This is a genomic window from Leucobacter sp. USHLN154 (assembly GCF_037145595.1).
Classification (GTDB): Bacteria; Actinomycetota; Actinomycetes; order Actinomycetales; family Microbacteriaceae; genus Leucobacter; species Leucobacter alluvii.
This window is the reverse complement of record NZ_JBBCXF010000001.1, coordinates 548,697-572,620: the sequence shown is the minus strand read 5'-3', so window position 1 is coordinate 572,620 and position 23,924 is coordinate 548,697. Positions and strand designations below refer to the sequence as shown.

The 23,924-nt window shown below is 67.5% G+C and carries 24 protein-coding genes; 4 read left to right on the top strand and 20 right to left on the bottom strand.

Features of this window, described 5'->3' with window-relative positions; genetic code table 11:
• Positions 1 to 49: 49 nt before the first annotated feature.
• Genes hisH through WFH23_RS02695 form a run of 4 tightly spaced genes read right to left on the bottom strand, consistent with a single transcriptional unit; the run spans position 50 to position 2,886 of the window.
• Positions 50 to 700: an imidazole glycerol phosphate synthase subunit HisH gene (gene hisH, locus WFH23_RS02710; protein ID WP_090147896.1), complete on the bottom strand. Its 651-nt coding sequence runs from the start codon at positions 698 to 700 to the stop codon at positions 50 to 52.
• Positions 697 to 1,305 carry an imidazoleglycerol-phosphate dehydratase HisB gene (gene hisB / locus WFH23_RS02705; RefSeq protein WP_090147893.1) on the bottom strand — a complete coding sequence of 203 codons (609 nt, stop codon included), beginning with the start codon at positions 1,303 to 1,305 and terminating at the stop codon, positions 697 to 699. Before hisB ends, hisH begins: the two co-directional genes overlap by 4 nt.
• A gap of 51 nt (positions 1,306 to 1,356) precedes the next feature.
• On the bottom strand, positions 1,357 to 2,439 hold the full coding sequence (locus WFH23_RS02700) for a histidinol-phosphate transaminase (RefSeq protein WP_336661497.1): 1,083 nt from the start codon (positions 2,437 to 2,439) through the stop codon (positions 1,357 to 1,359).
• A gap of 42 nt (positions 2,440 to 2,481) precedes the next feature.
• A complete protein-coding gene (locus WFH23_RS02695; protein WP_090147888.1) occupies positions 2,482 to 2,886 on the bottom strand; it encodes a LysM peptidoglycan-binding domain-containing protein in 405 nt (134 codons plus the stop codon).
• Positions 2,887 to 3,128: 242 nt separating this feature from the next.
• Between WFH23_RS02695 and lexA the strand changes: the two genes are divergently transcribed.
• The 3 genes from lexA to lipA all read left to right on the top strand — a co-directional run bounded on the left by lexA (position 3,129) and on the right by lipA (position 5,694).
• Entirely contained in the window at positions 3,129 to 3,815 is a 687-nt protein-coding gene (gene lexA / locus WFH23_RS02690; protein WP_370567934.1) for a transcriptional repressor LexA, read from the top strand.
• 128 nt (positions 3,816 to 3,943) lie between these two features.
• Positions 3,944 to 4,624 (top strand): lipoyl(octanoyl) transferase LipB, encoded by a 681-nt coding sequence (gene lipB, locus WFH23_RS02685; protein ID WP_336661496.1) that lies wholly within the window; start codon positions 3,944 to 3,946, stop codon positions 4,622 to 4,624.
• Complete coding sequence (lipA, locus tag WFH23_RS02680; protein WP_336661495.1) at positions 4,621 to 5,694, top strand: lipoyl synthase; 1,074 nt, start codon at positions 4,621 to 4,623, stop codon at positions 5,692 to 5,694. Before lipB ends, lipA begins: the two co-directional genes overlap by 4 nt.
• Positions 5,695 to 5,704: 10 nt before the next feature.
• Here lipA and WFH23_RS02675 read toward each other — a convergent pair whose 3' ends face one another.
• From WFH23_RS02675 to hflX, 4 genes are all read right to left on the bottom strand, one after another.
• Positions 5,705 to 6,610: a methylenetetrahydrofolate reductase gene (locus WFH23_RS02675; protein WP_200329465.1), complete on the bottom strand. Its 906-nt coding sequence runs from the start codon at positions 6,608 to 6,610 to the stop codon at positions 5,705 to 5,707.
• Positions 6,607 to 7,923 carry a hypothetical protein gene (locus tag WFH23_RS02670; protein WP_336661494.1) on the bottom strand — a complete coding sequence of 439 codons (1,317 nt, stop codon included), beginning with the start codon at positions 7,921 to 7,923 and terminating at the stop codon, positions 6,607 to 6,609. Before WFH23_RS02670 ends, WFH23_RS02675 begins: the two co-directional genes overlap by 4 nt.
• On the bottom strand, positions 7,920 to 10,241 hold the full coding sequence (metE, locus tag WFH23_RS02665; protein WP_336661493.1) for a 5-methyltetrahydropteroyltriglutamate--homocysteine S-methyltransferase: 2,322 nt from the start codon (positions 10,239 to 10,241) through the stop codon (positions 7,920 to 7,922). Before metE ends, WFH23_RS02670 begins: the two co-directional genes overlap by 4 nt.
• A 128-nt stretch (positions 10,242 to 10,369) precedes the next feature.
• On the bottom strand, positions 10,370 to 11,947 hold the full coding sequence (gene hflX / locus WFH23_RS02660; RefSeq protein WP_336661492.1) for a GTPase HflX: 1,578 nt from the start codon (positions 11,945 to 11,947) through the stop codon (positions 10,370 to 10,372).
• A gap of 106 nt (positions 11,948 to 12,053) precedes the next feature.
• Here hflX and WFH23_RS02655 point away from each other — a divergent pair, with 106 nt between their 5' ends.
• Positions 12,054 to 12,671 (top strand): class I SAM-dependent methyltransferase, encoded by a 618-nt coding sequence (locus tag WFH23_RS02655; protein WP_336661491.1) that lies wholly within the window; start codon positions 12,054 to 12,056, stop codon positions 12,669 to 12,671.
• A gap of 16 nt (positions 12,672 to 12,687) precedes the next feature.
• Here the strand turns inward: WFH23_RS02655 and dapF are convergent, their stop codons facing one another.
• The 12 genes from dapF to WFH23_RS02595 form a co-directional block, all read right to left on the bottom strand.
• Positions 12,688 to 13,569, bottom strand: a complete 882-nt coding sequence (dapF, locus tag WFH23_RS02650) for a diaminopimelate epimerase (protein ID WP_336661490.1) — start codon at positions 13,567 to 13,569, stop codon at positions 12,688 to 12,690.
• A gap of 9 nt (positions 13,570 to 13,578) precedes the next feature.
• Positions 13,579 to 14,556 (bottom strand): tRNA (adenosine(37)-N6)-dimethylallyltransferase MiaA, encoded by a 978-nt coding sequence (gene miaA, locus WFH23_RS02645; RefSeq protein ID WP_336661489.1) that lies wholly within the window; start codon positions 14,554 to 14,556, stop codon positions 13,579 to 13,581.
• Positions 14,553 to 16,115, bottom strand: coding sequence for a tRNA (N6-isopentenyl adenosine(37)-C2)-methylthiotransferase MiaB (gene miaB / locus WFH23_RS02640; RefSeq protein WP_336661488.1), 1,563 nt, complete (start codon positions 16,113 to 16,115; stop codon positions 14,553 to 14,555). The genes miaA and miaB overlap by 4 nt, the downstream gene beginning before the upstream one ends.
• Before the next feature lie 105 nt (positions 16,116 to 16,220).
• Entirely contained in the window at positions 16,221 to 16,961 is a 741-nt protein-coding gene (locus tag WFH23_RS02635) for a regulatory protein RecX (RefSeq protein WP_336661487.1), read from the bottom strand.
• Between the two features lie 166 nt (positions 16,962 to 17,127).
• Positions 17,128 to 18,252: a recombinase RecA gene (gene recA / locus WFH23_RS02630; RefSeq protein ID WP_090147861.1), complete on the bottom strand. Its 1,125-nt coding sequence runs from the start codon at positions 18,250 to 18,252 to the stop codon at positions 17,128 to 17,130.
• 277 nt (positions 18,253 to 18,529) lie between these two features.
• Positions 18,530 to 18,751, bottom strand: coding sequence for a DUF3046 domain-containing protein (locus WFH23_RS02625; RefSeq protein WP_090147858.1), 222 nt, complete (start codon positions 18,749 to 18,751; stop codon positions 18,530 to 18,532).
• 104 nt (positions 18,752 to 18,855) lie between these two features.
• Positions 18,856 to 19,176, bottom strand: coding sequence for a helix-turn-helix domain-containing protein (locus WFH23_RS02620; protein ID WP_010156636.1), 321 nt, complete (start codon positions 19,174 to 19,176; stop codon positions 18,856 to 18,858).
• A gap of 208 nt (positions 19,177 to 19,384) precedes the next feature.
• On the bottom strand, positions 19,385 to 20,143 hold the full coding sequence (locus WFH23_RS02615) for an ATP-binding cassette domain-containing protein (protein WP_090147856.1): 759 nt from the start codon (positions 20,141 to 20,143) through the stop codon (positions 19,385 to 19,387).
• Positions 20,140 to 21,600, bottom strand: coding sequence for an amino acid ABC transporter substrate-binding protein/permease (locus tag WFH23_RS02610; RefSeq protein ID WP_336661486.1), 1,461 nt, complete (start codon positions 21,598 to 21,600; stop codon positions 20,140 to 20,142). Before WFH23_RS02610 ends, WFH23_RS02615 begins: the two co-directional genes overlap by 4 nt.
• Before the next feature lie 70 nt (positions 21,601 to 21,670).
• Complete coding sequence (locus tag WFH23_RS02605; protein ID WP_090147852.1) at positions 21,671 to 22,213, bottom strand: nicotinamide-nucleotide amidohydrolase family protein; 543 nt, start codon at positions 22,211 to 22,213, stop codon at positions 21,671 to 21,673.
• Entirely contained in the window at positions 22,210 to 22,809 is a 600-nt protein-coding gene (pgsA, locus tag WFH23_RS02600; RefSeq protein WP_336661485.1) for a CDP-diacylglycerol--glycerol-3-phosphate 3-phosphatidyltransferase, read from the bottom strand. Before pgsA ends, WFH23_RS02605 begins: the two co-directional genes overlap by 4 nt.
• Positions 22,810 to 22,843: 34 nt before the next feature.
• Positions 22,844 to 23,884, bottom strand: a complete 1,041-nt coding sequence (locus WFH23_RS02595) for a hypothetical protein (RefSeq protein ID WP_336661484.1) — start codon at positions 23,882 to 23,884, stop codon at positions 22,844 to 22,846.
• Between the last annotated feature and the right edge of the window lie 40 nt (positions 23,885 to 23,924).

Below are 23,924 nucleotides of genomic sequence, written 5' to 3'. Positions count from 1 at the left end.
CGGCCCGAGCGAGTGGGGATCCGGCCGCGTGAGGTCGGTCTCGATGGACTTACAGAGTGTCGATCCAGTTGCGCAGCAGCCGGATGCCAGCGTCCCCCGACTTCTCCGGGTGGAACTGCGTCGCACTCAGCGGACCGTTCTCCACCGCTGCGATGAACCGCTCGCCGTGCTCGGCCCAGGTGACCAGGGGGCGGGTGGCCGGGGTGCGCCCTTCGATGGACCATTCAGTCGCGGCATTGCTGTGCACGAAGTAAAAGCGCTCGGCTTCGAGACCGGCGAAGAGTCTCGATCCCTGAGGCACGTCGACGGTGTTCCACCCCATGTGCGGGAGCACTGGCGCGTTGATCTGACGCACGGTTCCCGGCCACTGACCGAGTCCCTCGGTTTCGATTCCGCGCTCGATGCCGTGCGAGAACATGACCTGCTCCCCGACGCAGATTCCGAGTACCGGCAGGCCTCCTGCGAGCCGACGGTCGATGAGCTCGTCTCCGCGGACGGCGCGCAGCTGTCGCATCACGGCGTCGAACGCACCGACGCCGGGGACCAGGAGTCCGTCTGCTGCCATGACGGCGCCCGGGTCGCGCGTCAGCTCGACGTCGGCTCCCGCGTGGACGAGCGCCTTCACCGCCGAGTGCACATTGCCAGACCCGTAGTCGAGCACCGCCACCGTCTTGCGCGGCGCGTCGGAGGGAGCGCTCACAGCGCGCCCTTCGTCGACGGCACACCCGAGACGAGCGGATCGAGCGACTTCGCCTCGCGGAAAGCTCGGGCGAATGCCTTGAACTCGGCCTCTGCGATGTGGTGCGGGTCACGGCCGGCGCGCAACTCGAGATGCACGGTCAGCCGTGCGTTCAGCGTCAGGGCCTCGAAGAAGTGCCGCACCATCGAACCCGTGAAGTGACCGCCGATGAGATGGAACTCGAACCCGGCAGGCTCTCCCGAGTGCACGAGGTACGGCCGACCGGAGATGTCGACGACCGCCTGTGCGAGCGCCTCATCCAGTGGGACCAGTGCGTCGCCGTAACGCGAGATCCCGGCTTTATCGCCGAGCGCTTCGAGAATGGTCTGGCCCAGCAGAATCCCGGTGTCTTCGACGGTGTGGTGGACATCGATGTGCACATCGCCGACCGCGTTCACCGTCAGGTCTGTGAGCGAGTGGCGGGCGAACGCCGTGAGCATGTGATCGAAGAACGGAACCCCGGTCTCGATCTGCGAAGACCCCGAGCCGTCGAGATCGACGCTGACACTGATCTGCGACTCGCTCGTGGATCGCTCGAGCGAGGCGGTGCGCGGTGCTGCAGTCATGGTTGTCAGTCTATCTGCGTTCCCCAGGAACCGACGGTACGCCGGGATCGATCAGGCGCCGCCCGGCCCGAGTGCCGTGATCGCCTCGATCACCGCACTCGTCTCGGCCTCCGTGCCTGCGGTGATGCGCAGGTGGCCTGGAATGCTGAGATTGCGGATGAGGATGCCGCGTGCGCGCAGCGCTTCGAACGTGGCCGACGGGTCGGTGAACCCGCCGACGAGCAGAAAGTTGGCTCCCGACGGGTGCACGACGTATCCAAGGGCGGTGAGGGCGTCCGCGAGACGATCGCGTTGCGCACTGATGTCGGCCACCGTGGCGAGCATCGCGTCGGCGTGACGAATCGCAGCTGTCGCGGCCGCCTGGGTGAGCGCTGACAGGTGATACGGCAGGCGCACGAGCCGCAGGGCGTCGACCACTGCCGCGTCGGCGGCGAGGTATCCGAGACGCACGCCCGCGAACGCGAACGCTTTGCTCATGGTCCGCGATACGAGGAGCCGGTGGCGTCCGGGGAGCAGCGACACCGCGCTCTCACGCTCGGTGTCGAACTCGTGATACGCCTCGTCGACGACGAGCATGCCGTCGAACGCATCGTAAGCGGCGAGGATCACCTCACGATCGAGCGACGTGCCCGTCGGATTGTTCGGACCGCAGAGGATCGCGACGTCCGGCTGGTGCTCGCGCAGCGCTTCGGCGACGCCCTCCGGCGTGAGCGCGTAATCTGCGGGACGCTCGACAGCGATCCATTCGGTATCGGTTCCGGAGGCGAGCAGCGGGTACATCGAATACGTCGGCGTGAAGCTCAGCAGTGACCGCCCCGGACCGGCGAATGCCTGCAGCACCTGCTGCAGCACTTCGTTCGATCCGTTCGCCGCCCATAGCTGTTCCACGCTGAGGCCGTGGCCGAGGTACCCCGCGAGGGAGCTCCGAAGCTCCGTGAACTCGCGGTCAGGGTATCGGTTCACACCGGTTACCGCTCGAGCGAGTGACTGAACGATGTCGATGGCGACGTGCTCGGGAATGGGATGCGTGTTCTCGTTGACGTTCAGGCTCACCGGCACCGCGTCTTGCGGGGCGCCGTAGGGCTCCTGGCCGACGAGATTGTCACGAAGAGGGAGGTCGCTCAAGCTAGTCACCCGACCAGTCTAAAGCCGGTGAGCCCCCCGACGATCAGTCGGTCAAGCCCCGAGTTCGTCGCCCGACACCACGCGCGGATGATCTGAGTACCGCAGCGGAACGGCGATCGCATCACCCGCCTGCAGCGATGAACCGTCCAGCTGGTTCAACTGCACAATCTCAGTGATGACATCGCGAGGGTCGGCCGTCGGGTCGAGATCAGTCGCCAGCGACCAGAGCGAGCTGCCCGGCTGCACCACGACGTAATCGAACTGCTCGCCGTTCGGCCCCTCAGCCGCGGCCATCGCCTCCGGAGCCGCGAGTGCCGCCATGAGAGCGAGAAGACCGGCGACGAGCACCGTGGCGAATCCACCGAACACGATGCGCCCGCGCCGGGTCAGGCGGAGCGAGCCCGAAGCTTCGGTCGACTCTCGTGATTCCCGGCCCAGAACAGCAGATGCGCTCATGATGACTTCTCCTTAGTCTTGCGATGACGCGGGCGTGGAGCCCATGCGAACATCTGTTTCGAATATATATTCGATGAATCGAAACCGCAAGCGTCTTTTCGAAGATACGTTTCGCTCTTTTTCCGCGACACTCGAACATATGTTTGTCGGTCTTCGAATGCTGCGGCTAGGGTTTCGGTCAACGGGATCACTGAATCAGCACCCACCGACATTCATGGATCGCGCCCCATCCGCATCGCCCCCTGGGGCCAGAAAGGACAGCGATGAGCGACGCAGCCGCGCCCCGATCCACGAAGCCGCTGAGCGAGAAGCAGCAGGCGATCCTCGAGTGCATCGCGCGTTCAGTGGAGAGCCGGGGGTATCCGCCGAGCATGCGAGAGATCGGCGACGCGGTGGGGCTCTCCTCGCTCTCGAGCGTCACGCATCAGCTCAGCAGGCTCGAGCTGGGCGGCTACATCCGCCGCGACCCCAACCGGCCGAGAGCCCTGGAGATCCTGGTCGAGCTCGCCTCGACCTCGTCGGCGATCGACGACGCCCCCGCGCAGCGCCCCGAAGAGGCGGCGTACGTTCCGCTCGTCGGTCAGATCGCGGCCGGCGTGCCGATCACTGCGGAGCAGCAGGTCGAGGAGATCGTGCCGCTCCCCCGCGCTCTCGTCGGCGACGGACAGCTCTTCATGCTGCGCGTCGTCGGCGATTCGATGATCGACGCAGCGATCTGCGATGGGGATTTCGTGGTGATCCGACAGCAGCGCGAAGCCGAGAACGGAGACATCGTCGCAGCGATGCTCGATGGAGAGGCAACGGTGAAGGTGTTCCGCCGCCGAGACGGGCACACCTGGCTCCTGCCTCGCAACAGCGCGTTCGAGCCGATCCTGGGCGATCACGCGGAAGTACTCGGGCGCGTGGTCGCGGTCTTCCGCTCGGTCTGATCGCAGGGCGCGGCGTCGCCGCGGCGCAGCACCGCTGGACACCGACGCGCGAGTGCTGGCACCCACCCGCAGCCCTTCGCTCGCTGCGGCGGTTGCTTTGTTGAACCGAGTCCATCTACAGTGATCGCATGGCCACTGCGTCGATGCCGATTCCATCCACCCGTTCTCGAACGCCGATGCTCGCGCTCGGATTCCACCCTGATTGCGTGCCGTACGAGCGCGGACTCGAGCTCCAGGCCGAGGCGGTCGACCGCATCGAGCAGGGCCTCGACCGCGGAACGGTCCTCTTGCTCGAGCACCCGCCGGTGTACACCGCCGGTCGCCGCGCCGAGCCGGATGAGTACCCGTCGGACGGCAGTCCCGTCGTCGCCGTCGACCGGGGCGGACGAGTCACCTGGCACGGTCCGGGCCAACTGGTGTGCTATCCGGTCGTCCGGCTGCGGTCCGGCGCCGGCGTCGTCGACTTCGTACGCGCCCTCGAGACGGCGATCATCGACACCGTGGCCGCATTCGGCGTATCGGGCACACGCGTGGAAGGCCGCTCGGGAGTATGGGTGCCCCATCCTGATCGTCCGCCGACGAAGCTCGCACAGATCGGCTTGCACGCCCGCGCCGGCATCATCACCCATGGAATTGCGATCAACTGCTGCAACGACCTCGAGCCGTTCTCCCAGATCGTGCCATGCGGGATTCCAGACGCCGGCGTGACCACGCTGAGCGCACTCGCCGGTCGGAGAATCCCGCCCGAGATCGTGGCACCCGACCTCCAGGTGCACCTCGCCCATGTGATCGCGGAGTTCACCGCATGAGCGCGCGTCGCCTGCCTTCGACCGGCACGCGCCCCGAGCCGGAGGGCCGACCGCTCCTCCGCGTCGAGGCCCGCAACGCCGAGACTCCGATCGAGCGGAAACCGGAGTGGATCAAGACGCGCGCCCGGCTCGGCCCGGAGTACCGCCAGGTGCGCGACCTGGTCGCAGGCGAAGGGCTCCACACGGTCTGCCAGGAGGCCGGCTGCCCCAACGTCTTCGAGTGTTGGGAGGATCGCGAAGCAACGTTTCTCATCGGAGGTTCGATCTGCACCCGGAGGTGCGACTTCTGCATGATCACGAGCGGAAAGCCGCTCCCGCTCGACCGCGACGAGCCGCGCCGGGTCGCAGAATCGGCACGCACCATGGGCCTGAGGTACGCCACCATCACCGGCGTGACACGCGATGACCTGCCCGACACCGGCGCTTGGCTCTTCGCTGAGACCATTCGGCAGGTGCGCGCCATGAATCCCGGCGCAGGCGTCGAGGTGCTCGTCGACGATCTCGGCGGCCGGCCCGAGGATCTCGAGCAGGTGTTCGAGGCGGCTCCGCAGGTGTTCGCCCACAATCTCGAAACCGTGCCCCGCATCTTCCGCCGCATTCGGCCCGGCTTCCGATACGAACGCTCACTGGGGGTCATCACGAGGGCGCACCATGCGGGAATGGTGACCAAATCGAACCTCATCCTCGGAATGGGCGAAACGCGTGCGGAGATCTCCGAGGCGATGACCGAACTCAGAGCCGCAGGGTGCGAGATCCTCACCCTGACCCAGTACCTCCGCCCCTCGGCACGGCATCACCCGATCGCTCGTTGGGTGCCGCCAGAGGAATTCGTCGACCTGCACGACGAAGCGGAGTCGCTCGGCTTCTCCGGCGTGCTTGCCGGCCCGCTCGTGAGGTCCTCGTACCGCGCTGGTCGCCTCTGGGCGCGAACGATGCTGGCGTCCGGCAGAACCGTGCCCGCGGCATTGCTGCACCTCGCGGAGCGCACCGCGGGCTCGTATCCTCAAGCACTTGCGGGCCTGCCGCCCACCGAGACAGGGACCGGACCGGGCGGCGCTCGATCCGCGTGACGGTGAGGGCCTAGTCGACCGGGTTCGGAGTCAGCAGACCCAGCTCTCGGAGCACGGCGAGCACCTGCTCGTGCCGATTGAACGTGTAGAGATGCACGGACGGGGCCCCTCCCGCGAGCAGCTCTCGCGCCAAGGCGACGGTGTGCTCGACGCCGAGTTCGGGTGCGTAGCCGCCCTCTGCGTCCAGTTCACGCGCGAGTTCGATCGGGGCCGGCTGCCCGGCGAGCGATGCGACCTTGCGCAGCTGCGCACTCGTCGCGACGGGCATGAGGCCGGGAAGCACGGGAATGCGAAGTCCAGCCGCGCGTGCGTCCTCGACGAACGACAGGTAATCGTCTGCGCGGAAGAAGAGCTGCGTGATCGCGAGATCAGCACCGCTCTCCTGCTTCGCGACGAGCCAATCGATATCCTCTGCCCGTGAGCGGGAGAGCGGGTGGCCGTTCGGGTAGGCCGCGACCGCGGTACGACCGACGCTGGTCAGCGCCGGTCGCTCCGCTCGGGCCTCTGAGATCAACCGCACGAGTTCGAGCGAGCTCAACGACTCCGAGACCTCCGCGTCGCTCTCCGTCAACCCGCGCGGTGGATCCCCGCGCAGCGCCAGGAAGTCGTGCACTCCCGCATCCATGATCGCGTGTATCGCAGCGCTCACCGCCTCGCGCTGCTCCCCCACCGTCGTGAGGTGGGCGAGCGGCAGCGCACTCGTGTGATCGCGCAAGTAGGTCACGAGGTCGAGCGACGCATCACGGTTCGACCCGTTCGCCCCGTACGTCACCGAGATGAAATCGGGATCCGCGGCGGAGAGGTGCTGCACGGCGTGACCGAGCGCGAGCGCAGCCGCTCCTGAACGCGCGGGAAACACTTCGAACGAGAATCGCGCGCGAGCTGCACCACGACTCGGAAGCAGGAACGAGTTCACCGGCGCCCCTCCTGCCGCTCCACGCCGGGTGCGGCGTCTGCGGAACGGTGCGCGGGACGCGCGGCCGCAACGCCGGTGCGACCGAATCCGGCATACGACGCCGGAGCAGATTCGGCGCCGGAGAACTCCTGCTGCGCGAGCTCGGTGCCGCGCACTCGCGCCGCGATCTTGGCGAACGCGACCTCACGGGCGAAGTCAGGCGTGCCGTGCTTGGGCTTCTCATCGATGAGATACGGCGAGAACCCGCAGTCATCGGTCGAGCCGAGCAACTCGGCGGGAATGAAGCGGGACGCCCGCACCAGCTGGTCGCGCACCTCGGCTGCCGTCTCGAGTTTCGGATTCATCGGATCGGTGACGCCGATGAGAACCCGCGGCACCGTCCCCGCCGCGCGCGAGCGCTGCCGCAGCTGACGGCCGACCAGGCGCGCCACGCGATCAGGATCCTTCTCGCTCGCAGCCTGGATGAGGAAGTACCCCGCTTCGATCTGGAACAGTTCGGGAATGAGAGCGGCGTAGTCGACGTCGGCACTATGGGCGGAATCGTGATCGTTGCCCGGGCAGGTGTGCACGCCCACGGCGCCGCGCTGTTCGGGAGCGAGGTCGGCGAGCACTCGGTTGATGAGATCGATGAAGCCTCCGAGCGCTTCCGGTCCCGCCCACGGGGCACGAAGATCCCGTCGCAGGGCGAGTCTCCCCTCCGTGAAGTCGATGGTGATGCGCGACGCGCCCGCGGCGAAGCTCCGACGGATGTCTTCGACGCAGCCGCTGACCACGTCTTCGAGGAACTGTTCCCGCGAGTACTCGCCGAGACCGTCGGGCGGCACCATCAACGACAGCATCGACGGTGAGATCACCGCTTGCTTCAGCGGCAGGTGCGTCAGGGGCCGCGCCGCGGCGACGTCGTCCGCGGCCCAGGATCGGAACCGGAACGGGCCGCGCGCGAGACTGGGGATCACGCGATGATGCCCGTCGGCGAACACCGCGAACACCGGGCCTGCCCTCACGTCGCCGTCGTCGAACGACGTGCCGAGCGGGTAGCTGGCGAAACTCTGACGGCGCTGCTCGCCGTCGCCCACGAGGGGCGAACCGGTCTCCGCGAAGCGGTCGAGGGTATCGCGCACCGCGCGGTCCTGTTCGCGCAGCAGTTCCTCGGAATCGATCAGCCCGGTTTCGGCGTCGAGCACCGCCCGCTGCAGGCTCGCCGGTCGCGGCAGGCTTCCCACCGCTTCCGTCGGAAGCTCGTCGGCGATCCAGCCAGAGGCGGGAGCGACGTGCCGCGCTGCCTCCGCCTCGATCCCGCCCGACGCGCTCACGCGCCCGCGCGCACCGCGCGAGCCGCGTGAACCAGGTTCGTCAGGCTCGCCACGGTCTCTTCGTAACCGCGCGTCTTCAGCCCGCAGTCCGGGTTCACCCAGAGCTGCTCGCCGGGAATGCGCGCGGCCGCGATACGGATCAGCTCCTGCTGCTCAGCGACGCTCGGCACCCGCGGCGAGTGGATGTCGTAGACGCCGGGCCCGATCCCGCGAGAGTACCCGTGCTCCCCCAGCGGCTCCACGACGTCCATCCGGCTGCGAGCCGCCTCGATGCTCGTGACGTCGGCGTCGAGCCCGTCGACCGCGTCGATGATCTCCCCGAACTCCGAATAGCAGAGGTGAGTGTGGATCTGCACATCGGCCGCGGCTCCACTCGTCGCGAGACGGAACGCTCCCACCGACCAGTCGAGATACGCCGCCTGACGGTCCGCATCGAGCGGCAGCAGCTCGCGCAGTGCCGGCTCATCGACCTGCACGATGCGGATCCCGGCATCGACCAGATCGTCGATCTCGTCGCGCAGCGCGAGCGCCACCTGCGACGCCGTGTCCGCGAGGGGCTGATCATCGCGCACGAACGACCATGCGAGGATCGTGACGGGACCCGTGAGCATGCCCTTGACCGGTCGGTCGGTCAGCGACTGCGCGTACGCCGACCAGGAGACCGTCATCGGCGCCGGCCGGGATACATCGCCCCACAGGATGGACGGGCGCGTGGCGCGGGTGCCGTACGACTGCACCCAGCCGTGCTCCGTGACTGCGAACCCGTCGAGCAGCTCCGCGAAGTACTGCACCATGTCATTGCGCTCGGCCTCGCCGTGCACGAGAACGTCGAGACCGATCTCCTCCTGCAAGCGGATCACGCGTGCGATCTCATCGCGCAGGAAGCCGTCGTACTCCTCCTGGCCGATCTCCCCCCTGCCGAACGCGGCTCGAGCCTTGCGGATCTCGACCGTCTGCGGGAACGACCCGATGGTGGTGGTCGCGAGCTCGGGAATGCCGAGCCCCTGCTGCGCAGCGCGGCGCTCACCCTCGTGATCGCGCTCCCGATCCGCGACGGTGACGGCGTCGACGCGGCCCCGTACCCCATCGACCCGTACACCTGAGGCCTGCGCTCGCGCAGCGAGGATCGCGTCGACCGCTGCGAGCTCCGCTTCGATCGCCGCGCCCCCGTCGGCGAGCCCCCGAGCGAGAATGACGACCTGCTCGATCTTCTGGTCTGCGAAGGCGAGCCAGGAGGCGAGTTCGACGTCGAGCCGGGTCTCATCGCGCACGTCGTGCGGCACGTGCTGCAGGCTGTTCGACGTGCAGGCGACGACGTCGATGCCGGCACGCTGGAGTCGCTCCAGTGCGCCGAATGCTGCGCGCAGATCCGTCTTCCAGATGTTGCGCCCATCGACGACACCCGCGACGAGCTGCGTCTCGGCGAACGCGGACGTGAGCGCACCCGATGCGAGGTCGGCTTCTGGCAGGCTGCCGCGCACGAGGTCTGCGTGCACGGCCTCGACCGGGAGCGACCCGAGTCGCGCGAGCGCGTCCGCCGCGTCGCCGTAGGGCGCCGTGAGCAGGATGCTCGGTCGTGCGGCGGCGCCGCCCAGGATCGAGTACGCCCGCTCCACGAGCGCGATCGTTTCGGATCGGGGCACCGGAAGAGAATCCGACACGAGCGCGGGTTCGTCGAGCTGCACCCAGCCGGCGCCCGCCTCGTTCAGCGCCGCGAGCAGTTCGGCATAGACCCCGACGACCTCGTCGAGACGATCGATCGGGCGGAAGCCTTCGCCGGCGCCGTCCGAAGCCTTCGCGAGCAGCAGATAGGTGACGGGGCCGACGATCACCGGGCGCGACTCGATGCCCTGCTCCGCAGCCTCCGCCAGCTGCGCGACGAGCTGCGCCGGGTTCGCCGCGAGCGGGGTGGTCTCATCGATCTCGGGAACGCTGTAGTGGTAGTTCGTGTCGAACCACTTCGTCATCTCGAGCGGCTGATGGTCTCGGTCACCCCGCGCGAGCGCGAAGTACGTGATGAGGTCGCTGCCCGCGATATCGGCGAATCGCTGAGGAATCGCGCCGAGGGCGAGGGTCGCGTCGAGCACCTGATCGTAGAAGCTGAAGCTCTCCGGTACTGCGCCGCCCTCGGCCGGGAGCCCCAGCTCGACGAGGCGTGCGCGCGTCGCGGCGCGCAGTTCGCCTGCCGTCTCCTGGAGCGCCGCTTCGTCGGTGTGCCCCTTCCAGAAGGACTCGATCGCCCGCTTCAGCTCGCGGCGGCGTCCGAGCCGGGGGTATCCGAGGATCGTCGCGGTAGGCAGGTGCGTCGTTGCGGTCATAGCCGTCCTTTTCGTGGGAACTCAAGGATCGCAGCTGCTGCTGCTCCCCGTGGAACTCCCCCAAGGTATCCAGCTGACGCCCGAACGACGAGCGATGTTGCTCCTTGTTACCCGAACCCAAGGTGGGCTTATGGAACGTATTGCTCCAGCTTCGATGCCATTTCCGCGGTCACGTACGCGCGCACTCGCGTGCCCGTCTCGACGTACTCCGTCTCGAGCACCCGATTGCGCTCGTGCAATTCGGCCACGAGCTCCCCGCGATCGTAGGGAACCACGACGGTGATCTCGCGTTCCGGCACCGGCAGCGCAGCATCGATGCGCCGCTTGAGCTCTTCGATGCCCTCGCCGGTGCGCGCAGACACGAATACCGCATCGGGAACGAGGCCGTGCAGCACGAGCCGCTGCGATTCGTCGAGCAAGTCGGCCTTGTTGAAGGCGACGAGTTCGGTGATGCCTTGCGCGTCGACCTCGGAGATCACGTCTCGCACGGTGCGCAGCTGCGCCTCAGGGTCGGGGTGCGAACCGTCGACGACGTGCAGGATCACCGAGGCCTCGCCGACCTCCTCGAACGTAGAGCGGAACGCCTCGACGAGCTGGTGCGGCAGGTTGCGCACGAAGCCGACCGTGTCGGCGTACGTGAAGCGGCGGCCGTCATCCGTCTCGCCATGCCTGATGGCGGTGTCGAGCGTCGCGAACAGCTGGTTCTGCACGAGTTCCTGCGTGCCGGTCAACCGGTTCAGCAGACTCGATTTGCCCGCATTCGTGTACCCGGCGATCGCGACCGACGGCACCTCGCCGCGCTTGCGATTCGCGCGCTTCGCCTCTCGCGCCGGAGCGAAGCCGGCGATCTGCTTGCGCAGCTTCGACATGCGGGTGTGGATCTTGCGTCGATCGAGCTCCATCTTGGTCTCGCCGGGGCCTCGCGACCCCATCCCAGCCCCTGCGGATCCCACCTGGCCGCCCGCCTGGCGCGACATCGACTCGCCCCACCCGCGCAATCGCGGCAGCAGGTACTGGAGCTGGGCGAGCTCGACCTGGGCCTTGCCCTCGCGGCTCTTCGCGTGCTGGCTGAAGATGTCGAGGATGACGGCCGTGCGGTCGATCACCTTCACCTTCACGACGTCCTCGAGCGCGCGGCGCTGACTCGGGGCCAGTTCGGTGTCGGCGATCACGGTATCGGCCCCCACGGCCGCCACCAGCTCGGCGAGCTCTTGCGCTTTGCCCTTTCCGAGGTATGTCGCAGGGTCGGGGTGCGCGCGGCGCTGGAGCAGCCCGTCGAGCACGCGGGCGCCCGCCGTCTCCGCGAGCGCCGAGAGTTCGCGGAGCGAGTTCTCCGCGTCTTCCGCAGTCCGCTGGGAGTACACGCCGATCAGCACGACGTTCTCGAGCCGCAGCTGACGGTACTCGACCTCGGTCACGTCCTCGAGCTCCGTGGAGAGCCCGACGACGCGCTTGAGGGACGCGCGGTCCTCGCGCTCCATCCGGATCGCGTCGAAGCCTCCCTCGAGACGATCGTGGTCGGCGTCGCCGAGCGCCTGCGCTCCGCTGGTGAGGTCGCGGATCACGGTGGCCGATCCGGCTCCGGCCGCGCGCGCGAGCACGCGGTCGAGGGGATCAGCGTGCGCAGCGGCTCCGGTCGCCGGGGCGTCGCTCACGACGGCGTTCTCGTCTGCGAGCACTGCATCATCTGCGTTACGTTTCATCATCTGGCTTCCAGTGTACGTGGGGTGCGCCCGGGCGCGTCGGCCGTTCGCCCTGGGCGCAGTGCGCGCTCGGAATCGCCGTCGGCGTCGGCCTGGGATACTGGGAGGCGTGACCCAGCACTACTTCTCCGAATCCCCCGACGGCGAACTGCGACCCCGCGAGATCGAGGTCGCGCTCGGGGGCGCACCTCGCACGGTCGTGACGGCCGGAGGGGTCTTCAGCCCGGAGCAGCTGGACCGCGGCACTGCGATCCTGCTGCGAGAGCTCCCCGAACGCGACGCGCTCGGCGCCGTTTCTTCCGGTCCGCTCCTCGACCTGGGGTGCGGCTGGGGCGCGATCGCGCTCGACGCCGCTCTCGACCAGCCGGAGCGCGAGGTCTGGGCCATCGATGTGAACGAGCGCTCGCGCGAGCTGACGCGCATGAATGCGGATCGCCTCGGCCTCCGCCATCTTCGGGTTGCCTCCCCCGATGAGGTGCCCGAGGACGTGCGTTTCGGGGAGATCCGCTCGAACCCCCCGATCCGCGTCGGGAAAGAGTCGCTGCACGGGATCCTGCGCCGATGGCTCCCGCGGTTGGCCGACGGGGGCGTCGCGCACCTGGTCGTGGCGAAGCACCTCGGCGCCGACTCCCTGCAACGCTGGATCGCGTCGGAGTTCACCGACCTCGACGTCGATCGCCCTGCGCGCGACAAGGGGTTCCACATCATCCGCGCGCGGCGCGCGTAGTCGCTCCTGCGCCGGATCAGGCGTCGGGGAGTTCGATCTCGCCCGAGTACACGAGCTCAGCGGGTCCGTTGAGCGAAACGTGCTCGCCCTCCTCCGTCGGGAACATGCGCACCGCGAGGCGCCCGCCGGGAACATCGACTCTCCAGTGGTTCGGCATCCCCTCGCCGCCCCAGTGGCGGAAGGCGAGCGCGGCAGCAGCCGTGCCCGTGCCGCACGACAGCGTCTCCCCCGAACCGCGCTCGTGCACGCGCATGCGGATGCGAGCGACTCCGTCTTTGATGAGCGGGTCCTCCGGAACGACGAACTCGACGTTCGCCCCGCCCTCGGCGACCGGTTCGAGGGCGGGCTCCCGATGCAGGTCGAGCCCGTCGAGCTCCGCCGGATCCGCCAGAGCCGCCACGACGTGCGGATTGCCGAGGTTGATCCCGAGCCCCGGGCGCGCGACGTCGAGTCCCTGCGCTGCGACGAGGCGCTCGCCGGCGAGTCGCCAGCGCCCCAGGTCGACCGTGTAGCCGGCGACGCCCGCGAGCACATCCTTCACCCCGGCGCGCGTGCCGATCGGCAGCGTGTCGCGCCGCTCGGGCGAGACGAGCCCCTGGGTGATCAGGTAGTGCGCGTATACGCGCGCGCCGTTGCCGCACATCTCGGCGGGGGTTCCGTCGGCGTTCCAATAGTCCATGAACCACTCGGCGTCGGGCTCCTCCGCGAGGCACGCGGCCCCCTCTGGGATGGATCGCGAACGCACCGCACGGATCACGCCGTCGGCGCCGACGCCGAACCGGCGGTCGCAGAGGAAGCGGATCTGCTCGGGAGTCAGGGTGCGCTCACCGTCGGGGTCGGAGAACAGCACGAAGTCGTTGCCCGTGCCATGGCCCTTGGAGAACGCGAGCGTCGTCATACGCCCAGTTTACGCGGGCATCTCCCCGGGATTCAGCCATTCGACCTCGGCGTACCGTTTGAACCAGCTCACCTGTCGCCGAGCGTATCGACGGGTCAGCACCCGCGTCTCCTCGATCGCCTCGACCTGCGTGAGGCGACCGTCGAGATGCCCGAGCGCCTGCGCGTAGCCGATCGCGCGGGACGCTGTCGGGCCGTCGCCGATCCCCTTCGGTATCAGGGCGCGCACCTCGTCGAGGAGACCGGCGCTCCACATCTGCTCGACACGTCGATCGAGTCGCTGCACCAGAGTGGTGCGGTCGACCTGCACGCCGAGGATGCGGGTTCCGCCGGTCTCATCGCCCTGCCAGAGCCGGGGCTCCGTCGGCAGCGTCACCTGCGCGTCGCCGCCCAGAAGCGCCACCTCGAGTGCACGCACGACCCGCCGGGGATTGCGTGCGTCGACGGCCGCGGCGGTCTGGGCGTCCAGGGCGCGCAACCGTTCGAGCAGCGCATCGACGCCGTCGCGTTCCGCTGCTGCTTCGAGCTCTGCGCGGAGCGCGTCGTCGCGCGGGGGGAATTGGAAGTCGAACAGCACGCTCGATACGTAGAGACCGGATCCCCCGACCAGGATCGCGTCGGCGTCTCGCGCGTGAATCCGCCGGATCGCGGCTCGCGCCTCGGCCTGGTACCACGCGACGGTGGCCTCCTCCCTCGGTGCGAGCACGTCGATGAGGTGGTGCGGTACTCCTCGGCGCTCGCGCTCCGGCACTTTGGCCGTGCCGATGTCCATGCCCCGGTACACCTGCATGGCGTCGGCGTTCACGATCTCAGCCGCGCGTCCGCTTTCGGCCAACCGCTGCGCGAGATCGAGCGACAGCTCTGATTTGCCGGTGCCCGTCGCTCCGACGACGGCCCAGAGCTTCGGGGGGCGCTGCTCGAGCGTTGACGAGCGTGCGCGGGCGGTCACGCGCTCGCGCTGGGCCGGGGTTCCGCGGTCAGCGGTCATCGGGGCCGGATCGCCGGGAGTCCGAGACTCACGACGCGCGGGGCGGTGTCCGCTGCTGCTGGGGTTGCCGGCACGCCGCAGCTCTCGGCCTGCCTTCGGTCCCATGCGTCACCGGCTCTCGTGCGTCGCACTGCGAAGAGGGGCGCACGGTCGAGGGCGAGCGCCGAGTCGGCGATGAGGAAGTGCGGGGCGGCGGCGGTGACGGCGACCGTGACGACGTCGCCGGGCCGAGGCTCGGCACCGCCTTCTGGCACGGCGAAGTGCACCAGCCGATTGTCCTCGCTGCGTCCGGAGAACCGCCGCGTGGCGGCATCCTTCTTCCCCTCGCCCGCTGAGACGAGCACCTCGACCGTACGCCCGATCTGCGCCTGGTTCTCTTCCAGTGAGATGCGCTCCTGCAGCGCTTGGAGGCGCTCGTAGCGCTCTTGCACGACTGCCTTCGGCAGCTGACCATCCATCTCGGCTGCCGGCGTGCCGGGCCGGATGGAGTACTGGAATGTGAATGCGCTCGCGAATCTCGACTCCTCGACGACGCGAAGCGTGTCTTCGAAGTCTGCGTCGGTCTCACCCGGGAACCCGACGATGATGTCGGTCGTGATCGCGGCGTTCGGGATGCGCTCGCGCACGGCGTCGAGGATGCCGAGGAACTTCTTCGACCGGTACGAACGGCGCATCGCCTTCAGCACGGCGTCGGAACCGGACTGCAGCGGCATGTGCAGCACGGGCATGACGTTCGGCGTCTCTGCCATTGCAGCGATGACGTCTTCGGTGAACGCCGCCGGGTGCGGGCTCGTGAAGCGCACGCGCTCGAGCCCCTCCACTCCTCCCATGGCGCGCAGCAGTTTGCCGAACGCCTGACGGTCGCCGAACTCGACGCCGTATGTGTTGACGTTCTGCCCGAGGAGCGTGACTTCGATCGCGCCGTCGTCGACGAGCGCCTGCACTTCGGCGAGGATGTCGCCCGGGCGACGGTCCTTCTCCTTGCCGCGGAGGGACGGCACGATGCAGAAGGTGCAGGTGTTGTTGCAGCCGACCGAAATGGAGACCCAGCCGCTGGAAGCGGAATCGCGTTTCGTGGGCAGGGTCGACGGGAAGACTTCGAGCGATTCGAGGATCTCGATCTGAGCTTCAGCGTTGTGTCTGGCCCGTTCGAGGAGGGCCGGGAGCGACCCCATGTTGTGCGTGCCGAATACGACGTCGACCCAGGGCGCCTTCTCGACGATGGCGCCCTGGTCCTTCTGCGCGAGGCAGCCGCCGACGGCGATCTGCATTCCGTCTCGCTCTCGTTTCACACCGGCGAGGTATCCGAGGTTGCCGTAGAGCTTGTTCGCGGCGTTCTCGCGCACGGCGCACGTGTTGATGACGATGACGTCAGCAGACTCCGGCGCCTCCGCTGCGATGTAGCCGGCGGCTTCCAATGAGCCGGAGAGCCGTTCCGAATCGTGCACGTTCATCTGGCATCCGAGTGTGCGGATGGAGTAGCTGCGCGGCGTCCCGTCGTGCCGCATCGCAGCGGGCGAGAGCGCGATCTCAGTGGGTTCGACAGCAGTGAGACTCATGAATTCAGTCTATCGATGAGCGCCGTGATCAACGCGCGATGGTGCGCGGCGCCACCGCGTCTGCGCGTCACGCGCCGCGGCGGCCCTCGCGCTGCAATGCTTCCACTACTGGAATCGCACGCCGGAACCGCCGCGGGGCCCTCGGGGACCCTTGGCCGCCCCGTCGAGGGCGTCTTTCACTGCACGAGTGGCGGGCTCGCCCGACCAACCGCGGCGGGCGAGGAAGCCGAGCAGCCGGCGTTCCGCCACATGGCGTTCGAGCCCGCCGAGCTTCGCCGCGCGCTCCCGTGCGGTCTGCCGCAGCAGCTCGAACTCTTCATCGGAGTCGAGTTCGCCGAGGGCGGCTTCGATCACGTCGTCGGGGAGCTTGCGCGACCTCAGCTTCACTCGGATCTGCGACCGACTCGCCCGTTTCGACTCGCGGAGCTTCTCCGTCAGTGCACGCGCGAGACCGAGGTCGTCGAGGTACAGCCCGGCGGTGAACTCCTCGATGACCCCTTCGATGTCGTCGGCTCCGTGGTCGAGCCGCGCGAGCTCCTCTCGGAGTTCACCGCTCGAGCGGGCTCGACGCGCGAGCAGACGCACACCGTCTTCGTGCACCGAGCGCTCAGCCGCCGCCGCATCGTCTTCGGTCGCAGCAGCGTCCTCCGCTGCAGCATCCGGTGCTCCGGTCTCGGCTTGCTCGACGACGTCGCTCCCAGCGCGGGAGCCGGAAGCGTGGTCGGCGAAGTTCGCATGCACGACCGGACGCACACCGCTATCGATCACTGAGGCGATGCCGGAGTCGATGAGCCTCGCCAACTCCTCGCGCGTCGCTTCACGCGGTTCGCCTTCGACAGGGTTCACGCCATCGCGATCGTTCGCTTCAGTGCGTTCGTCACTCCCTGAATCGGCGCCCGGACCGCGGCGACCCAATTGAGAGCGGAGCTGGATGACCTCGGCCAGGTCGCCCCGGTCCTCCGACCGCGACGCAGAACCTTCTTCGGGCGGAGGGAGGAACCGGACGGCCATATCAGGCGCTCGCGCGCTTCTCGGGCTCGACCGCAGTCGCTGTCTTGGTCGCAGGCGCCGCAGCCTTCGCTGCCGCACCAGATTTCGCCGGTGCAGTCTCGGCGGCCCCTTCGGGCTCCGCTTCCTTCCGACCGTTGACGCCGAGCTTCGTCAGAATCTTCTCTTCGATCTCGAGCGCCACATCCGGATGATTGATCAGGAATCGGCGGGCATTCTCCATGCCCTGGCCGAGCTGGTCGCCGTCGTAGGTGAACCAGGCGCCGCTCTTCTTGATCAGTCCCTGCTCCACGCCGTAATCGATGAGCGACCCCTCGCGCGAGATGCCGATGCCGTAGAGGATGTCGAACTCCGCCTGCTTGAAGGGCGGCGCCATCTTGTTCTTGACGACCTTCACACGGGTCCGGTTTCCGACCGCGTCGGTGCCGTCCTTCAACGTCTGAATGCGACGGATATCGAGTCGCACTGACGCGTAGAACTTCAACGCCTTTCCACCGGAGGTCGTCTCCGGGCTCCCGAAGAAGACCCCGATCTTCTCACGCAGCTGGTTGATGAAGATGGCGGTCGTCTTGGTGGAGTTCAGGCTCCCCGTGATCTTGCGCAACGCCTGAGACATGAGGCGCGCCTGGAGTCCGACGTGGCTGTCGCCCATCTCTCCTTCGATCTCCGCCTTCGGCACCAGCGCCGCAACGGAATCGATGACGACGAGATCGACGGAGCCGGAACGAATCAGCATGTCGGCGATCTCCAGAGCCTGCTCACCCGTGTCGGGCTGGGCGACGAGCAACGCGTCGATGTCGACACCCAGCTTCTGCGCATAATCGGGATCGAGCGCGTGCTCGGCGTCGACGAAGGCGGCGATACCGCCGGCGCGCTGCGCATTCGCGATCGCGTGCAGCGTGAGCGTCGTCTTCCCCGAGGATTCCGGGCCGTAGATCTCGATGATGCGACCACGGGGAAGGCCACCGATGCCCAGCGCGACGTCCAACGCGACGGAGCCGGTCGGAATCACTTCGACGGGAGCGCGCTCCTGGCTGCCCATGCGCATGATCGCGCCCTTGCCGAAGTTCCGGTCGATCTGCGCGAGTGCGGCTTCGAGTGCCTTTTCGCGGTCTTTCGGTGCTGCCATGGTCTTGCTCCTCATCACGTGCGCGGCGTGCCGCTGGGTGTGCTGCCTGCATACTGTCTCGACCCCGGTCGGGGCAGACAAGGCATCGGTGGTCGTGCACTGTTCACCCTAGAATCAGCCTCCGACATTCATGGCCGGAGGTACTGAACTGTGGATGGATCGAGCGCTGCACCACCTGTAGACGAAGATAACACCATTCGAACACAGTTTCGAATATCGCTGCGGCGTGTTCGCGCAGATCCCCTCGGGCGCGGCGCGGCCGAGGGACCTGCTCCCGTCAGTCGCGCGGGTCGGGAAGACCGCGGCCGTGACGCCGAGCGACCGGCACCCCGAGATCGACGCAGAGCGCCTCCCAGACCTGGCGCGGCGCCACACCGCGCTCGATGGCGTCGTTCGCCGTACCGGCCAGAGGCGCGAGCCAGTGATCGCGCAGGAGCACAGGCGCGTAATCCTCACCGAACTCCGAGACGCATGCGCGCCGAAACTCACTCAACCGCATCGCTCATACTCATTTCGTATCATCGCCGACAGAACGGCGAAGCGCCCGAACCGGAACCGGTCGGGCGCTGTCATGCCGATCAAACGGCGCAAGTCGGGAGACGCTTACGAGACCAGCTCGGGCGTGAACCCCGACACCAGTTCCGCCGGGACCGTGTCCGGAACCCGATGAGCCATCGGAAGCGACAGGCCTTCGACGACCGACAGACGCTCGCTCACCTCGCCCATGATGACCGAGAGCGGAGTGTCCAGTGCGTCAGCGACTGCTGCGAGGATCTCACTCGATGCTTCCTTCTGGCCGCGCTCGACCTCGCTCAGGTACCCGAGCGCAACGCTCGCCTCCCCGGCGACCTGCCGCAGCGTGCGACCCTTCTGCAACCGGAAGTCACGCAGTACATCGCCGATCTCTTGACGCATGAGCACCATGTGAACCCTCCTCCACGTGCACAACCCGAGTCGTGCTTTCCACCATACCCGCTCGTCGACAGGGTGTCGCTGCGGGAACGCCGACCGTTTTCCGATCGTCGTACTGGGAACAACTGAGAGCATAGCCGCTGTATTCCTGAAATCTCACTGAACTTGAGCCGGGCTGACTCAAGTTCAGCGAAGTTTCAGGATGTGCACCGAAACACCGTCACAAGACCTTCGACAGGAACTCCTGCGTACGGGCATGACTGGGGCTTCCGAAGACCTGATCCGGAGCACCCTCTTCGATGACGGTGCCCTCGTCCATGAAGACCACGCGATCGCACACCTCGCGAGCGAAACCCATTTCGTGGGTGACGAGCACCATGGTCATCCCCGACGCGGCGAGATCGCGGATCACCTGGAGCACCTCCCCCACCATCTCAGGGTCAAGCGCCGACGTCGCCTCGTCGAACAGCATGATCTTGGGCTCCATGGCGAGCGCACGAGCGATCGCAACGCGCTGCTTCTGCCCGCCCGACAGCGACGCGGGCCGCGCGTCCGCTTTCTCGGACAGACCCACGCGCTCCAGCAGCGCGAGGGCGGCCGCCCGAGCCTCGCTCTTCGACTTCTTCTTGAGGTCCACCGGCGCGAGCATGATGTTCTCGAGCACCGTCATGTTGGGGAACAGATTGAAGTGCTGGAACACCATGCCGATGTTCTGCCGGACGACATTGATATCGGCCTGCGCAGACGTCAGCTCCATGCCGCTGACGATGACGGATCCCCCGCTCGGCTCTTCCAGGCGGTTGAGGCAGCGCAGGAGCGTCGACTTGCCCGATCCCGACGGGCCGATCACGGAGACGACCTCGCCCTCCGCGACCACCAGGTCGATGCCGTTGAGCACCTCGTTGCTGCCGAAAGACTTGCGCAGGCCCGCGACCTCGATCGCGGGAGTGGCCGTCTGCGATGCCGTGTTCTCGGTCACTTGTTCACCTTCTTATCAACGATGTTCGCGAGCCAGGTCAGCAGCGTGATGACGATGAAGTACATCACACCGACGATGATGAGCATCTCGGTCGTACGGAAGTTCGCCGCGTAGATCTGCTGCGCCTGGTAGAGGAGCTCGGCGAAGCCGATGGTCAGCAGCAACGAGGAGTCCTTCAGCGTGATCACGAGCTGATTGATGATGGACGGCATCGAGATCTTGACCGCCTGCGGCATCACGACGCGCTGCATCGACCGGCCCCACCCGAGACCCAATGATCGAGCGGCTTCCATCTGCCCCGGATCGACCGACTGGAGACCGCCGCGGACGATCTCGGTGAGATACGCCCCGGCGTTCAGCGCGAGTGTCGCGACGCCCGCGAGGAAGACATTGCCGGGAGCGCCGGTGAGCTGCGGCAGACCGAAGTAGAAGAGGAATGCCCACACCAGGATCGGAGTGCCCCGGAAGATGGAGACGTACACCGTCGCGATTCCGCGCACGATGCGGGACGAGGAGATCTTCATGAACCCGAATACGAACCCGAGCACCAGGGCGATCACGAACGAGACCACGGTGATCGATACGGTGTTCCACAACCCCTTCGAGAGAGCCGGCCAGCTCTGGCCGACCAGCTCGAAGATGTTGCCGTTGGCGCTCTTCGCTTCCGAGTCACCGAGATAGGTGTTGAGAATCTCGTCGTAGGTGCCGTCGGCCTTGAGCTTCGCCAGCCCATCGTTGAAGGCGGCGAGGAGCTCGGAGTTCTGCCCCTTCGCCACCGCGAAGCCGTATTCGCCGCCCGGAATCTTCTCCGTGACGACCTTCAATCCGTTGCCCTGATCGATGCCGTAGGCGAGCACGGGGTAGTCGTCGAAGACCGCCACCGCGGATTGGTTCTTCACCGACTCGTACATGGTCGCGGACTGGTCGAGCGCCTTGACCGTGAACCCGTACTCCTCTGCGAGTTTCTCGGCCTCCGCGAGTCCCTCCGAACCCGACTTCGCGACGACCGTCTCGCCCGCGAGGTCCTCGTATCCGGTGATCGAATCGTCGTTCGCGGCGACCGCCATCTGCACGCCGGACTCGAAGTACGGTTCTGAGAAGTCGAAGATCTCCTTGCGCTCGTCGGTGATCGACATGCCGGCGATGACCCCGTCGGCCTGACCCGACTGCACCGCGGAGAGCGCGGCCTGGAAGCCGAGCGACCGAATGTCGACGCTGAAGCCCTCCTCCTCCGCGATGGTATTCATCAGGTCCATGTCGATGCCGACGAGGTCGCCCGTGGAAGGATCACGGAACTCGAACGGGGCGAACGTCGTGTCCGTCGCGATGACGAATGACTCTCCCTCGGCCTGGGCGGGCACGACGGCCGCCGCCGCAGCAGTTCCCAGCAGCAACGTCGCTGCGAACCCTGCCGCGAGACCCGCGCGCACGCGGGTCCAACGTCTGTTCTTCTGCACTCTCTATTCCCCTTTGCGGAGCAAGATCGCCGCGATCTGCGATGATCGATCGCCCTCCAGCGTACCGAGGTCAGCGAGGCTCCGACGCACGCTCGCTTTCGAGGCGCTCCCACAGCAGCTGGATCGCCGCGGCGACGGCATCCGCACGAATGCTCGAGCGGTCGCCGTCGAGGGAGAGCAGCCGCGACTGCGTGCGTTCGCCAGAGCTCACGGCGATCCAGACCGTTCCGGCCGGCTGACCGGTCTGCGCGTCGGGGTCCGGCCCTGCAACCCCCGTGGTCGCGACGCCGACATCAGCCGGGACAACGGGTCCACTCCCCCTCGGCGTCGCACAGGCTCGCCGCACGCCCTCCGCCATCTGGCGCACCACCTCGTCATCGACCGGGCCCCGTTCGCGCAGGAGCTCGGCGTCCACGCCGAGCAGTGCATGCTTGAGCGCGGTGTCATAGGCCACCACGCCGCCGCTGAACACGCGGGAGGCTCCTGGCACCGAGACCACGGCATCGGCGAGGAGCCCGCCGGTCAAGGACTCCGCGACGGCGAGCCGGAGCCCGCGCGACGCTGCGCGCTCGATGATGCGGGCGACGAGGTCGCGGTCAGCACCGGACTTCACCGCGCCGACCTCCGCGCGCGGAGGTACCCGACCACGTAATCGATGCCGCTGTACATCGTGAGCACGAAGGCGATCGTCATCGTGATGATGTTCACCCAGACGACGACAGGCGCTGCCGGTCCGACGACGGCGGCGAGCGGGAGCAGGGCGAGCGTGATGGCGACGGATTGCGCGACGGTCTTCAGTTTGCCGGCCCATGCGGCCGCGAGCACCACATCGTGCGCCACGAGCAGACGGTGCACGGTGATCCCGATCTCCCTGAGCAGAATCAGGATCGTGACCCACCACGGCAGCTCCGCGAGGATCGAGAGACCGACCAGTGCGGCACCGGTGAGGAACTTGTCCGCGATCGGGTCGAGCAGTTTTCCGAGGTCCGTGATGAGGCCTCGCGATCGCGCGATGTGGCCATCCCAGGCATCGGTCGCGATCGCGAGCACGAAGAACACCGCCGACGCCCAGCGCCATGGCCCGTCTGCGCCGCCGTCGGCCAGCAGCATCCAGAGGAAGAAGGGGGTGGCAATGATGCGCGCGCCCGTGATGATGTTCGGAGCGTTCCAGTTGCTGGGCGCCGCGGAGGCGGGTGCGTTGCCGGTCATGCCAGCAGCCTACTTGAGTGGCCGCAGCGGGGTTCTAGTACGGGTAGATCGCCACGTCGAGCCCATCTGCTGTGGGGGTCACCTCGACGTCGGCCGAGGATGCCTGGAGATCGATCTTCTCGGTGATCTCATCACCACTAGCGTCTCGTCCGGTGTAGGTGGCCCGGAACGAGCCTCGATCTTCGATCTCCATCCACGTGGACAGCTCATCACGGGCGCTGACCGTCGGAGCTTCCGTCATCTCAACGGATACGTCTACCGCGGGGCTCGAAGAGAATTTGGCGCTCGGCTCCTCGGCGGCGATGCCGCAGGACTGCAATTCCCACACATCCGTCTGCTCGGCGCACTCCTCGTAGGCGATACCGACCTGCCGTCGCACCTCCGCCGCGTAGTCGGCACCGGGAACGATCCAGTCGGACGCGAAGAGCGCGTCAGCATTCGATGTCACGGCGACGCGCGCGTCATCCGTGGTTTCGAAGAACGGGTTGTGCGAGATGAGCGCGTACTCGCCCGCGTACACAGTGATCGACGGGGCGTCGGACGGGAGCGGATCGTCCGCGCCCCGGAGTCCGAGCGCACCTCCGCCCGACGCGTCGATCGCGAGTTGGTACTTCAGGCCGGATGTGACGCGCCACTCGTCGTCAGCGGTGCGGCGCAGCTCGAGCTGATCGGAGTACGAGGAGCCGCCGAGTTCGTATGAGACTTGCCCGGAGGCGCGGCCGGCCTCGAAGTCGACGCGGATGCGCCCGAGCTCACTGTCGCTGATGTGCTCAGCTGACGCGAACGCAGCCGGATCCGGGGCTGCGTTCGGACGCGCGGATTCGGTGTCGTTGGAAAGCCGCTCCGCGCCGTTCGCGTCGCCAGCGGCGACGGCCTCCACGTACTCCGCTGCGACGGCGCGAACTGCTGCGCTGTTGTTCGATTGGGCGTCGACGGCGACCACTGCTCCAGCGGCCCCGAGCACGACCACCGCGAGAGCACCGGTCATTCCCCAGATCCAGGTCTGGCGCTGCGGACGACGACCTGCCGTCTGCCCGTTCGCGGCATACGGAGAGGTTCCGTCCGGGTGCGTCATGCTCGTCTCCTCTGTCGTACGTCTCAGGGTTCACATCGTG